Source organism: Reyranella sp., assembly GCF_036558665.1.
Taxonomy (GTDB): Bacteria; Pseudomonadota; Alphaproteobacteria; order Reyranellales; family Reyranellaceae; genus Reyranella.
The window spans coordinates 56,578-70,691 of the sequence record NZ_DATBFE010000055.1; the positions used below are offsets into that span (position 1 = coordinate 56,578).

Genomic DNA, 14,114 nt, shown 5'->3' on the forward strand with positions numbered 1-14,114 from the left:
AGGATATTCCCCATGTTTGGGCGTATCTCCCGGAGCAAATGACCTCGATGGCCCCTGTCGAGCGCCTGAGGATGCTGCGCGAGCTGGAGCGCAAGGTCCTGTGGCTTTCTGCCTGGACCATTCATCACGCCAACCATATCCGGCCGAACCGCGACGGGCTGAAGGTCGGCGGTCACCAGGCGTCCTGCGCGTCGCTCGCCACGGTGATGACCGCACTCTATTTCGCGGTGCTGAGACCCGAGGATCGCGTGGCGGTGAAGCCGCATGCGTCGCCCGTTTTCCACGCCATCCAGTACCTGTTCGGCCATCAGACGCAGGACAAGCTCGAGCGCTTCCGCGCCATGGGCGGCGCGCAGTCCTATCCGTCGCGCACCAAGGACGTGGACGACGTCGATTTCTCGACCGGGTCGGTCGGTCTGGGCGTCGCCATGACGCTCTTTTCCTCGATCGTGCAGGACTATGTGCGCCTGAAGAAACTGGCGCCGGCCGAACGTCGCACCGGCCGGATGGTGGCACTGGTGGGCGATGCCGAGCTCGATGAAGGCAATGTCTTCGAGGCGCTGCTCGAAGGCTGGAAGCACGACGTGCGGAACCTGTGGTGGGTGATCGACTACAACCGCCAGAGCCTCGACGGCGTCGTGAACGACCGCCTGTTCGGTCGCATCGGCGAGATGTTTGAGCTGGTGGGCTGGCGCGTCGTCACGCTGAAATACGGCAAGCTCCTGGAAGCGGCCTTCGCTCAGCCCGACGGCGAGCAGCTCCGGCAATGGATCGATGCCTGCCCGAACTCGCTCTATTCGGCGCTGGTGTTCAAGGGCGGCGCCGGCTGGCGCGAGGCGCTGACGCGCGACCTCAACCAGTATCCGGGCATACGCCGCATCCTCGAGCAGCACGACAACGAGGCCCTGCATCGGTTGATGACCAACCTCGCCGGGCACGATATGCAGGCCGTGCTCGATGCCTTCGAGAGCATCGACGACGACAGGCCGACCTGCTTCATCGCCTATACGATCAAGGGTCAGGGGCTGCCTTTCGCCGGCCACAAGGACAATCACTCCGGCCTGATGACGCTCGACCAGATGAGCGGCTTCAAGGCAGGCATGGGCGTCGGGGATGGCCAGGAATGGCAGAAGTTCGCCGGCCTTTCCTCCTCGCCTGCCGAGCTCGAAGCCTTTATCGCGGAAGCGCCCTTCAATGCGGAAGGACGGCGCCGGACCGAGGCGGCCATGGTGGCAATACCGCCAGCGCTGCCGAGGCCGAACGACAGGAAGGCGAGCACGCAGGAAGGCTTCGGCAAGATCCTGAACGCTATCGCCGCCGGGGACAGCGAGCTTGCGCGCCGCATCGTGACGACCTCGCCCGACGTCTCCGTTTCGACCAATCTCGGCCCGTGGATCAACCGACGCGGCCTCTTCGGCCACACGGAAGCGGAAGACGTGTTCCGAGAGCTGAAGGTCGTCTCGGCCCAGCTCTGGCGCAAGACGCCGCGTGGCCAGCATATCGAGCTCGGCATCGCCGAGAACAACCTGTTCATCCAGCTGGCGGCGCTCGGCCTCAGCCACGAGTTGTTCGGCACCCGCCTGCTGCCGATCGGAACGCTCTATGATCCGTTCATCGCCCGCGGGCTCGATGCGCTCAACTATGCCTGCTACCAGGATGCGCGCTTCTTACTGGCCGCCACCCCTTCCGGCGTGACACTCGCGCCCGAGGGTGGGGCACACCAGAGCATTCATACGCCGCTGATCGGCATCGGCCAGCCGGGCCTGCTTTCCTACGAACCGGCTTTCGTCGACGAGCTGGCCGTGCTGATGCGCTTTGCCCTCGAGCACATGCAGCAGCCCGACGGCTCGTCGATCTACCTTCGGCTCTCCACCCGCAGCCTGCCGCAGCCGGAACGCACGCTCGCGCCCGGGCAGGAAGCCGGCATCGTGTCGGGTGGCTACTGGTATGCGCCGCCCGAGCCGGGCGCCGACCTTGCCATCGTCGCCCTGGGTGCGGTCACGCCGGAGGCGATCGCAGCGCATCAAAGCATCGACCGCGATTTCGCCGGCGCGGGGCTTCTGGTGTTGACTTCGCCCGACCGCCTGCACGCCGACTGGTTGGACGCGCAACGCCGGCGTGGCCGCACGGCGGGGATCGTCGATCGCCGTCCCAGCCCGATCGAAGCCCTGCTCGCTCCCTTGTCACGGGACGCACGCCTCGTGACGGTGCTCGATGGCCATCCGCTCGCGCTCTCCTGGCTCGGTTCGGTGCGCGGCCAGCGCGTGGTGCCGCTCGGGATCGAAGGCTTCGGTCAATCCGGCGACATCCCCGATTTGTATCGCAGCTACAAGCTCGATGCGGCGGCGATCGTCGACGCGGTGGCGAGAGCGATCCCTTGACCTCGCAGCCGCGAAGCCCGAACTTCCGGGCGTCATGGCATTTGATGTTCCGCCCGGTTACCGGGCTCTCAAGGATGCGGACGTAGCGGCCTATCTCGCAGGCGTCCCGGCCGTCGCCAACCAGCTCGGCGGCAGATCCGCGGACTGGAAGGTCCGTGAAGTGGGCGATGGCAATCTCAATTTCGTGTTCGTGGTCGAAGGCCCCGCCGGCGGCGTCGTGCTCAAGCAGGCCTTGCCCTATCTTCGGCTGGTGGGCGAAAGCTGGCCGCTGCCGCTACGCCGCGCCTTCTTCGAGCATCAGGCGTTGATCACAGAGGCCAGGGTGGCGCCGCAGCATGTGCCGGAGGTGTTCCATTTCGACGAGACACTGGCGCTCACGGTGATGGCCTATCTCAGTCCGCACATCATCCTGCGCAAGGGCCTGATCCGCGGCATCGTCTACCCGAACCTCGCCGATCACATGGCGACCTTCATGGCCGAGACGCTGTTCGCCACGTCCGATCTCGGCCAGCCGGCGGCGGCGAAGAAGAAGCAGATGGCTCTCTTCTGCGACAATATCGAACTTTGCCGAATCACGGAGGATCTGGTGTTCACCGATCCCTGGCGCCTCGCCGACGGCAACCGCTGGACAAGCCCGCAGCTCGACGCCACCGCCGCGGCAGTGCGCAGCGATGGGCCGTGGAAGCGCGCCGCCCAGGAATTCAAGCTCAAGTTCCTCGGCGAGGCGCAGGCGCTGATCCATGGCGACCTTCACTCCGGCTCCATCATGGTGACGGAGTCCGACAGCCGCGCCATCGATCCGGAATTCGCCTTCTACGGTCCGATGGGCTTTGATGTCGGCGCCCTGATCGGCAACCTCTATCTCGCCTTCTTCTCCCAAAGCGGCCACGAGACGAGGCCGGGCGATCGCGACCGCTACCGCGACTGGATCCTGCAAACGGTCGAGGCGGTCTGGACCTTGTTCGACGGGCGCTTCCGCGCGCTCTGGAACAAGGCCCATGGCGGCGACGTCTTCATGCCGGACCTGTTCTCGTCCGGTCCGGATCAGGCTGCGTTCGACGCCGCGCAGGACGCCTACATGCGCCGGCTGTTCGTCGACTCGCTGGGATTCGGCGGCTGCAAGATGACCCGTCGCATCCTGGGGCTGGCCCATGTCGAGGACATGGAGAGTATCGCCGATCCGGAGCGGCGCGCGGGCTGCGAGCAGCGTGCGCTCAGGCTCGCGCGCACCCTGATGGTCGACGGCGCGACCTTCACGGATATCAAGGCCGTCAGCGAAGCCGCGCGCGCCCTGCAACGCGAGGCGGCAAGGGTTCCGGCATGAAAGTCGATGGCAGACCCTATCGCACCATTTGGCTCGGCCCTGATGGAACGACGGTGCAGGCGATCGACCAGACACTGCTGCCGCATCGCTTCGCAATACGCGATCTGCGCCGCATGGAGGACGCCGAACACGCGATTCGCACCATGATCGTGCGCGGCGCGCCGCTGATTGGCGCAACGGCAGCCTACGGCATGGCGCTGGCCATGGCGACCGACCCGTCTGACCCCGCGCTCGCCCGTGCCTATAGCGTGCTGCTGGCGGCGCGGCCGACGGCGGTCAATCTCCGCTGGGCGCTCGATGATCTGCGCGCGCGGCTCGCGGCGCTGCCGCCGAGCGATCGCCGCGACGCAGCCTATCGCCGCGCCGCCGAGATCTGCGACGAGGACGCCGAGATCTGCCGGCGCATCGGCGAGCACGGCCTGGCCGAGATCAAGCGCCTGAAGCCGCGCGGCGAGCGCCTGAATGCCCTTACCCATTGCAATGCCGGCTGGCTCGCGACTGTCGACTGGGGTACGGCGCTGGCCCCGATCTACCAGGCGCACGACGCCGGCATCCCCATCCATGTCTGGGTCGACGAAACGCGGCCCCGCAACCAGGGCGCCAGCCTGACGGCCTGGGAGCTCGGCGAGCACGGCGTGCCGCACACCGTGATCGCCGACAATGCCGGCGGCCATCTGATGCAGCGGGACAAGGTCGACTTCTGCATCGTCGGCACCGACCGCACGACGCGGCGCGGCGACGTCTGCAACAAGATCGGCACCTACCTCAAGGCGCTCGCCGCGCGAGACAACGGCGTGCCGTTCTATGTCGGCCTGCCCTATCCCACCATCGACTGGACGATCGAGGACGGCCATCGCGACATCCCGATCGAGGAGCGCGATGCGCGGGAACTCTCGCGCATCTCCGGACGCAACGAGAGCGGCGAGATGGTCAGCATCGATGTCCTGCCTGAGAACAGCCCAGCCGCCAACCCGGCGTTCGATGTCACACCCGCCCGTCTCGTCACTGCCCTGATCACCGAGCGCGGGGTCTGCAGCGCCGACGAGGCGGGCCTGCTTTCGCTCTATCCCGAGCGAGCCCGGGCGGCATGATCACATGATACGCGCCCTCGGCGGCGCGACGATTTTCGCTCCGGTCGGTCGCGCGACGCTGGGCCTTGGCGTCACCCAGATCATCGGCTGGGGCACGACGTTCCTGATGCCGTCGGTGCTCGGCCGCTACATCCAGGACGAACTCGGCATGGCGAGCGAGCTCGTGTTCGCCGGCATCACCGTGATGTTCGGTGTCGGCGCGCTGTTCGCGCCCCGCATCGGCCGCCTGATGGACCGTACCGGCCCGCGGCTCGTCATGGCCGGCGGCTCGTTGCTCTACGCGCTGGCGCTCGTGATCCTGGCGTTCAGCCAGGGACCGGCCGTTTACTTCGCGGCCTGGGCCGGCATGGGTGTCGCCTCTACGCTGGCTCTCAATACGCCTTCGAGCATCGCGCTCGCACAAGTCGCCGGTCCGCGTGCCCGTCAGGCGATTGCCGTCCTCGCCATCATCGGCGGCTTCGCCTCGACCGTATTCTGGCCGCTCAGCGGCGCACTGGTCGCGCTGGCCGGCTGGCGCGGCACGGTGCTGATCTATGCCGCCATGCATTTGCTGATCTGCGCGCCGATCCATTTCATCGCCCTGCCCAAAGCCGCGCCCGTGCCGGCGCAAGCCATGGCGACGCCCGCGTCGGCCGGTGGCCTGCCGGCGGAGGAAAGATCCCGTGCCTTCCTTCTGCTCAACATCACGTTGTCGTTCGGCGCCTTCGTCTTCACCGGCTTCATCATCCACGTCATCGAGATCTTGCGCGGCCTTGGTCATCCGCCAGCCTCGGCATTGTTTCTCGCCTCGCTGATCGGTCCTTCGCAGGTCGGTATCCGCATCATCGAGCTCGTCTTCGGACATCGCTATTCGTTCATGGCCTCGGCTGTGACGGGTTCGGCGATGTTGCCGTTCGGTCTCGGCCTGATGCTGATCGACGGCGGCAATTCCGCAGTCGCCGTCGTCTGCATCCTGGCCTACGGCGTTTCCAACGGATTGAAGGCCGTGCAGCGTGCGACCTTGCCGCTGGCCTTGTTCGGCCGCAGCCAGTTCGGCGCCTATATGGGCCGTCTGGCGCTGCCGCAGGGCATTTTGTCGGCGAGCGCCCCGACGGTCCTGGCCGCCGTCCTCGACCGTTTCGGCGCCTCCGGCGCGCTCTGGCTGACCTTCGTCTTCGGCACGGTCTCGCTCGCCGCCATGATCCTGCTGGCCAGGGGCAGCCGGATCACCAGGTAAGCGATGCTTTGCGTCGTCCTCCTACCGTTCGCTTGCGACATAAGGATGGACCATCTTGGCCGGATCGACGATGCGGTCGAACTCGGTTTCGCTGACATAGCCGAGCTGGAGCGCCGCCTCCCTAAGCGTGAGGTTGTGCTCGCTCGCATGGTGGGCGATTTGAGATGCCTTGTCGTAGCCGATCACAGGTGCAAGCGCGGTTACCAGCATCAGGGACCGTTCGACATGTTCCCTGATCTTCGGCAAGTTGGGCTTCGTGCCCTCGATCATGAATTTGCGGAAATTGGCACAGCCGTCGGCCAGCAGCACGATCGAGTTCATGATGTTGAAGATGATGAGCGGCTTGTAGACGTTCATCTCGAGATGACCGCCCGCTCCGCCCATGCCGACCGCCACGTCGTTGGCCATGACCTGGACGGCGATCATGGTGAGCGCCTCGGCCTGGGTCGGGTTCACTTTGCCTGGCATGATCGACGAACCGGGCTCGTTCTCCGGCAGGATCAGCTCGGCCAGCCCCGCCCTCGGTCCACAGGCCAGGAGACGGACGTCATTGGCGATCTTGTAGAGCGAGCCGGCCAGGGTGCGCAGCGTGCCGGAGAGCTGCACCAGTGCGTCGTGCGCCCCCTGCACCGCGTACTTGTTGGATGCCGACACGAACGGCAGCCCGGTCAGTGCGGCGATCTCCGCCGCCGCCGCGTGGGCAAACCCGGGTGCGGCGTTGACGCCGGTTCCGACTGCGGTTCCGCCAAGGGCAAGACGATAGATCTCCTTCAGCGCCGGCTCGAGCCGCGTGAGACCTTCCGCCAGCATGGCGGCATAGCCCGACCATTCCTGGCCAAGCGTTATGGGAGTCGCGTCCTGAAGATGGGTACGGCCGATCTTCACGATGTCCGCCCATTCCTTTGCCTTGGCGTCGATCGCATCGTGCAGCGCCCTGACGGACGGCACGAGCTTCTGCGTCACTCCGATCGCCGCCGCGATGTACATCGCCGACGGGAAGTTGTCGTTCGACGACTGGGACATGTTGACGTGGTCGTTGGGATGCACCGGCTTCTTGGAGCCGAGCGGCGTGCCGGCGATCTGGCAGCAGCGGTTCGAGATCACCTCGTTCACGTTCATGTTGAACTGCGTGCCCGAGCCGGTCATCCAGACATGCAGTGGGAACATGTCATGATGACGACCAGCCAAGATCTCGTCGCACGCCTGCACGATCAACCGGTGCGGCTCCGGCGCCAGCCGCTTGCCGGCGAAATTGGCGTTGGCGCAAGCCTTCTTCAGGATCGCATAGGCGTCGATCATCTCCCGCGGCATCAGATCCTTGCCGATGCTGAAGTAGATGAGAGAGCGTTGGGTTTGCGCGCCCCACAGCTTGTCTGCGGGTACCTCGATCTCGCCCATGCTGTCGACTTCCTTGCGAACGGCCATCTGCGCATCCTCTTGCTGTCGCGGCGATGTTGATAAACGGTGCCAGCCCGCGCAAGCTGCCCGCGCCGATGCCTGACCTGGTGCTGCTCCCCGGCTTCATGTGCGATGCCGAACTCTGGACCGACATGCTGCCCGATCTCGCGCCCATCGGCCCGGTCCACTACGGGAACGTCTATCAGGACGACACGCTCGAGGGGATGGCACGACGTGTGCTGGCCGAGGCGCCGGGCAAGTTCGTGCTGATCGGCTTCTCGATGGGTGGCTTCGTGGCGCGTGTGCTGGCGCTCATGGCGGCCGACCGCGTGACCGGCGTCGCCTTCGTGGCTTCGTCGGCGCGCGGTTATTCGGCGGAAGAGCGGGCCCGGCGCCAGGCCGGCTGGCAGCCTGGCAACCGCCCGCCGCGGGCCAACGGCGTCGCCGCCGGTCTGCACCCCGACCGCGAGCGCGATCCTGTGCTGCTCGAGCGGTTGCGCAGCATGCAGCGCCGTCTTGGGCCGGCGGTGCGGGCGCGGCAAGCCGCCTTGGTGCGGAACGACGGCTATGCCGACCTTGGGCGCATCACCTGCCCGGCGCTGGTCGTCGCCTGCCGACAGGATCGGCTCAGGACCTTCGCCGAAACCGAGCACATGGCGCGATGCCTGCCCCATGCCCGCTTCGAGGTCATCGAAGACTGCGGACATATGGCGCCGCTCGAGCGCCCGCGGGAGCTGGCGGCTTTGCTGAACGACTGGCTCGGGCGCGACGTCCTTCCCGCCCTCACGATGGCTTGATCTCGATCTCCCTGGCCGCCGAACGAGCTTTCCCGCTTGACCCTTTTCGGCGTAGCGTGCGTCCCATGAGCGAAGCGCAAGCTCTGTTCGCCGTCCTGCGCCAATCGGCTGACGCGGATTGCGCGGCCGCACTCGAACGGCTGGTACGGGAAGCGCCTGATCGCCGGCTTGCACGCATCAATCCGCTCGATCTCGCTCGGCGCGAAGGCCTCGACGAGGAGAAGACGATCGCGACGCTGCTGCATGCGGCACAGATTGGCCTTTTCGAGATGTCGTGGAACGTCCTTTGCCCCAGCTGCGGGGGTGTGCTGGATACCAACACGTCGCTCAAGAGCGTGCGCTCCGAAGAATACTACTGCGCGTTCTGCGCCGTCAGCAACGAGCCGACGCTCGACGAGATGGTCGAGGTCGGCTTCACGGTGAGCCCGCGAGTGCGCCGGATCGCGGCGCATAATCCCGAGGAGCTTCCGATCTGGGAATACTGCCGCCAGGTGTTCTGGGGTACCGGCGCCGACCTGCCCGAGGACGACTTCGAGGCGAAAATGCAGCAGGTCACGCTCGATGCCGTGGAGCTTCCCGCCGGCGAGAAGGCGATTCTGTCGCTGCAGCTTCCGGCGGAAACCATCATCGTCCTCGAACCGGTAACCCACGCCGCGCAGTTCATCGACGTGAAGGGCGAACCGACGCGCGACCGACAGGCCCTGACGCTCGTCTACACCAACTTGCAAGCGCCGGCCGGAACGACAGAGCTGAGGCCAGGCCCCCTCCGGCTGTCGCTCGAGAATCGCTCCGCCGGCCGGGTCCTGCCGATTGTCTGGGTCGCCAACGACGCCATGCACCGCGCCGTCGGCAAGCGGCGGCCGTTCCTGACCGCCAAGCGCCTGCTATCCAACCAGACGTTCCGCGACATCTACCGCACCGACACGCTCGACGTGGACCAGCGGCTGAAGATCACCAGCCTCACTTTCCTGTTCACCGACCTCAAGGGCTCGACGGAGCTCTACGAGCGGGTCGGCGACCTGGTCGCCTTCGATCTGGTCCGTGAGCATTTCCGGACCCTGAACGAGATCGTCGCCACCGAGGGCGGTGCCGTCGTCAAGACCATCGGCGATGCAGTGATGGCCACCTTCCTGACGCCGGACCATGCGCTGGCCGCCGCGCTCCGCATGCGCGACGCCATGCGCAAGCTGAACGACGCGCGCGGTCGCGACGACCTCCTGCTCAAGATCGGCATCCACGAAGGTCCCTGCCTGGCGGTGACCTTGAATGAACGACAGGACTATTTCGGCCAGACAGTGAACCTCGCCTCGCGGGTACAAGGTCTCGCCCTGACGCCCTCGATCCTCGCGACCAATAGCGTGGTCGGCAACGCGCAGAGCGCCAGCCTTTTGAAGGCCGGCGGCCTTACGCCGGCAGCACGCCAGCACGCGCTGCGCGGTATCGCCTCGGAAATGGCGGTCTACGAGATTCCCTAGATCGTCGCGACTCTAGTTGGCGCCGATGTCCTTGCCGCCGAATAGCAGATGCATCAGGCGGCCTCGACCCAATCGGGCGTTGACCTCGACTACGCCGACATAGATCAGGAAGCAGACCGCGAGCCAGACTTGGACCGCCGTGAAGTGGCGCCAGGTGAAACTCTGTGCGGCGGCCTGCCACGCGGTGTTGAAACCGCGCTCATCCAGCAGGAAGTGGCCGAGTTGCTCCAGCAATCGGACCATAAGAACGATCAGGCTGTACATGATCGTCTTGTAAAGGATCGGCTTGATCAGCGGCGCGCTGCGGAATCGATCTATAAACGAGAACTCGTTCGTCACCAGAATCGCCTTGCCGACGATCAACGCCAGGCCCGTGGCGATAAGAAAATTGGACAACGCGAACCAATAGGGCTGGACCAGCAAGTTGGTGACAAAGGCAATGAGGTTGAAGGCACAGAAGAAATAGATCGTCGGCGGCAAGGCGAGCTTCAGCTCCTTGAGCAGAAAGCGTCCGATCCGGCGCGGCCGGGAGACTGCGACTCCATTCACATTCGCCCTCCGTCGACGACGAAATTCTGAGCCGATATAAGCCTGCTGTCATCAGCCGCCAGAAACAGCGCCATGCGGGCGATGTCGGGTGGGTAGACTTTTTCCTTGAGACATTGCGCCTTCATCAGGTCTGCCTCGGCCTCGGGAGTCAGCCAGAGATCGATCTGGCGCTGGGTCATGATCCAGCCCGGCGTGATCGCGTTCAGGCGAATCTTGTCCGGCCCGAGATCACGCGCCAGGCCGCGCGTCAGGCCGATCACGGCCGCCTTGGCAGCCTCGTACACTGAAAGGCGGGCGGTCATGGTGTGATAGCTGACCGAGCTGAAATTCACGATCGCTCCGCCGCCGGCCGCTTTCATGCCCGGCGCCACGGCCTGGATGGCGAAGAACTGGTGCCGCAGGTTGACGGCGATGCGCTCGTCCCAGAACTCGGGAGTGACGGCCGCAAGATCGTGACGATCATCACGTGCGGCGTTGTTGATCAGGACCGTGATGGTGCCGAGCTTTGCCGCGACCTCCGTGATCGCCGCCTGATAGGCCTTCACGTCGCGCACATCGGCCTTCAGGAACAGCGGCGCCTCATGGCCGGCCGCCGTGATCTTCTTCACGAGCGCCGCCGATGCACCCTCGTCGATATCGACAAAACCGACCTTCGCTCCCTGCTCGGCAAAGTGCTCGACGATCGAGGCGCCGATGCCCGAGCCACCGCCGGACACGAAGACGGTGCGGTTCTCGAGGCTGGGATAGGAGGCGAAAGGCGGCATTGATCCCTCACAAGTCGGAAATGCGAAAAACGATCTCGCCGCCGCGCGTCGCGCGCGGAGCCAGCGGCAGGAGGCCAACTTGACCGCTCGCATGGCTTACGGGCTCGACGCAGAAGTACGGCTGACCGGCCGGCACATAGATGACGACATGACGGAAGGGCTCACTGGCCTCGAGATCGAGCCGCAGGCGACGCGGCCAGATGACAGCGGCCTTGCCCGTCCAGCCGTCGAAGCAATTGTCCAGCACGACGTCGTCAATCTGCCGCGGCTCGCGGAAATCCCAGTCGCCGGGCACGGGCACCCGTTCGACCGGCAAGACCTCGGCATCGGTCTTCCAAACTGCCTGCGTCCGACAAGCAAGTTCGACGTCGTGCCCGCGCACGAAGAAAGGATGCAGCCCGAGCCCCGCCGGCACAGTCCGATCCTCGAGATTTTCGATCGCCATCCCGACGATCAGGCGATCGGGTTCCACCCGGTAGCTCTGTCGCGCGCGATAGCGGAAGGGCCAGCCACCTTCGGTGCCGGCGCGATCGTGCTCATAGACGATCTCGGCGAAACGCTCGTCGGCATGCGCCACATGCCAGGCGTGTGACCAGCCATCGCCATGCATCGGATGCGCTACGCCCGGCCAGTTGCGCTTCAAGTGGAACGTCTCTCCTTCGAAATCGAGTCGCCCGTTCGCGATGCGATTGGAGAACGGAACCAGCGGATAAGCCGCGGCATTGTTGCCGCGCCCGGACTCCCTGTCGGTACGGCTCATGGGTCGCAACAGGTCGACTTCGCCAACGCGAAAGCCCGCGATCGAGCCACCTGCCTCAGGAGCAAGATCGACGGCCAGAGAGCCTGCCTGCAATAACAAATCCGTCACCACTCTTCCCGCCGCTGTGTAGACTGCGGCGTCTCTTAACCCGGAGCGAAGGAACGCCGATATGTCGTCGAACATGCTGAAGAAGCGTCTGCAGGCGGGCAAGGCCTGCGTCAACGGATGGCTCGCCATTCCCAACGGCTTCTCGGCCGAGACCATGGCGCAGTGCGGCTGGGACAGCGTCACGGTCGACATGCAGCATGGCGTGCAGGACTACCAGTCGATGGTCACCTGCTTCCAGGCGATGGACAGGCATCCGGTGACGCCACTGGTGCGCGTGCCCTGGAACGAACCCGGCATCGTCGGCAAGGTCCTGGATGGCGGCGCCTGGGGCGTGATCTGTCCGATGGTGAACACGCCCGCGGAAGCGAAGGCGCTGGTGTCCTACAGTCTTTATCCGCCCAAGGGCAAGCGCAGCAACGGTCCGATTCGCGCCGGCGCCTACGGCGAGGCGACGCCCTATCAGGCCACCGCCAACGACGAGGTGTTGATCATCCCGATGATCGAGACGCAGGAAGCGATCGACAATATCGACGCCATCCTCGACGTCCCGGGCGTGAGCGGCATCTATATCGGGCCCAGCGATCTCGGGCTCTCGCTCGGGCTCGTACCGAGGCTCGATCGCGAGGAACCGCAGGTGCTGGCGATCTACGACAAGCTGCTGGCGGCGGTGAAGAAGCGCAATCTCTTTGCCGGCATCCACAACGGAACGGCGGGCTATGCTGCGAAGATGATCGGCAAGGGCTTCCGGTTCGTGACCATCGCCAACGACTCGGGCCTGATGGCGCAGGCCGCTCGCGCCGCCGTGGCCACGGTGCGCAAGGAAGCAGGCGCTGTCGCGGACAAGTAGGCGGTGCGCTTCGCCAACGCCACGTTGCCGGATGGCAGCAAGCGTGATGTCGTGGCGGCGGACGGACGCATTGCGGCCTTCGCCGCTCAAGGAGATTCGGCGCCGAGCGACGATGTCGATCTCGGCGGCGCGTTGATCCTGCCGCCGCTGGTCGACGGCCATATCCATCTCGACAAGACGCTGCTCGGCCTGCCGTGGGTGCCCAATCAGGCGGCGGGCAATCGGGTCGCCGATCGCATCGAGGCCGAACGGAAGGTGCGCGCCGCGCGCACCGTTCCGGAATCAGAAACCGGCGCCAATCTCGTGCGCCAGGTTATTGCCAACGGCACGTTGCATATGCGCAGCCATGTCGATATCGACAACCAGCTCGGGCTGCGCAACCTCCACGAGATCCTGAAGGTGCGCGAGCGCTTCCGCGCCCTCGCCACCATCCAGGTCGTCGCCTTCCCGCAAAGCGGCGTCCTGCGCTCTCCGGGCACGGCCGATCTGCTGGATGCCGCGGTCGCCGAAGGTGCCGATCTCGTAGGCGGCCTCGACCCCGTGGGCATCGACGGCGATCTCGACGGCCACCTCGAGGTGATCTTCGGCATCGCCGAGAAGCGCGGCGTCGGCCTCGACATCCATCTGCATGACGGGGGCGAAGCCGGGATCGCAGAGCTTCTCGCCATTGCCGCTCGCACGAAGGCCGCGGGCCTCGCCGGAAAGGTTGCCGTCAGCCACGCTTTTGCTTTGGGCTCGGTCGCGCTCTCAACGGCCGCCGAGACGGCCGACGTCCTGGCCGATGCAGGCGTCGCGATCATGAGCCATGGGCCGGGTGCGGCGACCATGCCGCCCCTCCTGCTGCTGCGACAGCATGGCGTCGAGGTGTTCGGCGGCTCCGACAACATCCGCGATGCCTGGTCGCCGTTCGGCAACGGTGACATGCTCGATCGCGCCATGATGATCGGCTATCGCGCAAACTTCCGGCACGACCAGGAGCTTTCCGTAGCCTACGAAATGGTGACGTCAGCCGCCGCGCGCGTCCTTGGCCTTGCGGATTACGGTCTGCGTGTCGGTGGGCCGGCCGACTTTGTCGCCGTCACGGCGGGCTCGGTCGCCGAGGCGGTCGCCACCCGCCCTCGGCGCCAGCTGGTCGTGAAGGCCGGCCGCGTCCTCGCGCGCGACGGCGTGCTCGTCGGCTAGACTCTTATGTCCGTAGTCAAGGTTCTTGGCAGCAAGGATGCTACCGAGCGACCAGACGGCGTCGGGGTTGGGTAAGATAAGAAGAGTAAACTGCACAGGGCAGGAGATGGAGCGCTCGAGACGACGGTTGATCAGACTCTTATCCGCGGGTTGGTTACCGCCTTCCGTGTTTCGTCTCGGGGCTGTTCCGGTATCTAGAGGCGGGCGTCGGGCAAGGCCCGG

The 14,114-nt window shown here is 65.7% G+C and carries 12 protein-coding genes; 8 read left to right on the top strand and 4 right to left on the bottom strand.

Features of this window, described 5'->3' with window-relative positions; genetic code table 11:
* The first annotated feature begins 38 nt into the window (after positions 1-38).
* From VH499_RS07800 to VH499_RS07815, 4 genes are read left to right on the top strand one after another with little or no spacing between them, the layout of a single operon-like run.
* Entirely contained in the window at positions 39-2,381 is a 2,343-nt protein-coding gene (locus VH499_RS07800; RefSeq protein ID WP_332052139.1) for a transketolase, read from the top strand.
* Positions 2,382-2,415: 34 nt separating this feature from the next.
* A complete protein-coding gene (gene mtnK / locus VH499_RS07805) occupies positions 2,416-3,705 on the top strand; it encodes an S-methyl-5-thioribose kinase (RefSeq protein ID WP_332052140.1) in 1,290 nt (429 codons plus the stop codon).
* The gene (gene mtnA / locus VH499_RS07810) at positions 3,702-4,796 is read left to right on the top strand and encodes an S-methyl-5-thioribose-1-phosphate isomerase (protein WP_332052141.1); all 1,095 of its coding nucleotides are present in this window, start codon (positions 3,702-3,704) and stop codon (positions 4,794-4,796) included. Before mtnK ends, mtnA begins: the two co-directional genes overlap by 4 nt.
* A gap of 4 nt (positions 4,797-4,800) precedes the next feature.
* Entirely contained in the window at positions 4,801-6,012 is a 1,212-nt protein-coding gene (locus VH499_RS07815) for an MFS transporter (protein WP_332052142.1), read from the top strand.
* A gap of 21 nt (positions 6,013-6,033) precedes the next feature.
* Here the strand turns inward: VH499_RS07815 and fumC are convergent, their stop codons facing one another.
* Positions 6,034-7,437, bottom strand: coding sequence for a class II fumarate hydratase (gene fumC, locus VH499_RS07820; RefSeq protein ID WP_332052143.1), 1,404 nt, complete (start codon positions 7,435-7,437; stop codon positions 6,034-6,036).
* A 26-nt stretch (positions 7,438-7,463) separates the two neighbouring features.
* Here fumC and VH499_RS07825 point away from each other — a divergent pair, with 26 nt between their 5' ends.
* Together VH499_RS07825 and VH499_RS07830 are read left to right on the top strand one after the other, a co-directional pair.
* Positions 7,464-8,207 (top strand): alpha/beta hydrolase, encoded by a 744-nt coding sequence (locus VH499_RS07825; protein ID WP_332052144.1) that lies wholly within the window; start codon positions 7,464-7,466, stop codon positions 8,205-8,207.
* Positions 8,208-8,272: 65 nt separating this feature from the next.
* On the top strand, positions 8,273-9,682 hold the full coding sequence (locus VH499_RS07830; protein WP_332052145.1) for an adenylate/guanylate cyclase domain-containing protein: 1,410 nt from the start codon (positions 8,273-8,275) through the stop codon (positions 9,680-9,682).
* 12 nt (positions 9,683-9,694) lie between these two features.
* Here the strand turns inward: VH499_RS07830 and VH499_RS07835 are convergent, their stop codons facing one another.
* The 3 genes from VH499_RS07835 to VH499_RS07845 are packed head-to-tail and all read right to left on the bottom strand — an operon-like array spanning position 9,695 to position 12,019.
* Positions 9,695-10,231 carry a hypothetical protein gene (locus VH499_RS07835; protein ID WP_332052146.1) on the bottom strand — a complete coding sequence of 179 codons (537 nt, stop codon included), beginning with the start codon at positions 10,229-10,231 and terminating at the stop codon, positions 9,695-9,697.
* Positions 10,228-10,995, bottom strand: a complete 768-nt coding sequence (locus tag VH499_RS07840; protein ID WP_332052147.1) for an SDR family oxidoreductase — start codon at positions 10,993-10,995, stop codon at positions 10,228-10,230. Before VH499_RS07840 ends, VH499_RS07835 begins: the two co-directional genes overlap by 4 nt.
* A gap of 7 nt (positions 10,996-11,002) precedes the next feature.
* Positions 11,003-12,019, bottom strand: a complete 1,017-nt coding sequence (locus VH499_RS07845) for an aldose 1-epimerase (protein ID WP_332052148.1) — start codon at positions 12,017-12,019, stop codon at positions 11,003-11,005.
* Here VH499_RS07845 and VH499_RS07850 point away from each other — a divergent pair.
* Together VH499_RS07850 and VH499_RS07855 are read left to right on the top strand one after the other, a co-directional pair.
* Positions 11,925-12,710 carry an HpcH/HpaI aldolase family protein gene (locus VH499_RS07850; RefSeq protein WP_332052149.1) on the top strand — a complete coding sequence of 262 codons (786 nt, stop codon included), beginning with the start codon at positions 11,925-11,927 and terminating at the stop codon, positions 12,708-12,710. The genes VH499_RS07845 and VH499_RS07850 overlap by 95 nt on opposite strands.
* Positions 12,711-12,713: 3 nt before the next feature.
* Positions 12,714-13,892, top strand: a complete 1,179-nt coding sequence (locus VH499_RS07855; protein ID WP_332052150.1) for an amidohydrolase family protein — start codon at positions 12,714-12,716, stop codon at positions 13,890-13,892.
* Positions 13,893-14,114: the final 222 nt, after the last annotated feature.

Excerpts from the sequence above, each read along its gene's own strand:
- VH499_RS07800 (WP_332052139.1), top strand. The coding sequence starts at position 39 with ATGACCTCGATGGCCCCTGTCGAGCGCCTGAGGATGCTGCGCGAGCTG.
- mtnA (WP_332052141.1), top strand. The coding sequence starts at position 3,702 with ATGAAAGTCGATGGCAGACCCTATCGCACCATTTGGCTCGGCCCTGAT.
- VH499_RS07845 (WP_332052148.1), bottom strand. The coding sequence starts at position 12,019 with ATGGTCTCGGCCGAGAAGCCGTTGGGAATGGCGAGCCATCCGTTGACG.
- fumC (WP_332052143.1), bottom strand. The coding sequence starts at position 7,437 with ATGGCCGTTCGCAAGGAAGTCGACAGCATGGGCGAGATCGAGGTACCC.
- VH499_RS07825 (WP_332052144.1), top strand. The coding sequence starts at position 7,464 with ATGTTGATAAACGGTGCCAGCCCGCGCAAGCTGCCCGCGCCGATGCCT.
- VH499_RS07850 (WP_332052149.1), top strand. The coding sequence starts at position 11,925 with ATGTCGTCGAACATGCTGAAGAAGCGTCTGCAGGCGGGCAAGGCCTGC.
- VH499_RS07840 (WP_332052147.1), bottom strand. The coding sequence starts at position 10,995 with ATGCCGCCTTTCGCCTCCTATCCCAGCCTCGAGAACCGCACCGTCTTC.
- mtnK (WP_332052140.1), top strand. The coding sequence starts at position 2,416 with ATGGCATTTGATGTTCCGCCCGGTTACCGGGCTCTCAAGGATGCGGAC.
- VH499_RS07830 (WP_332052145.1), top strand. The coding sequence starts at position 8,273 with ATGAGCGAAGCGCAAGCTCTGTTCGCCGTCCTGCGCCAATCGGCTGAC.
- VH499_RS07815 (WP_332052142.1), top strand. The coding sequence starts at position 4,801 with ATGATACGCGCCCTCGGCGGCGCGACGATTTTCGCTCCGGTCGGTCGC.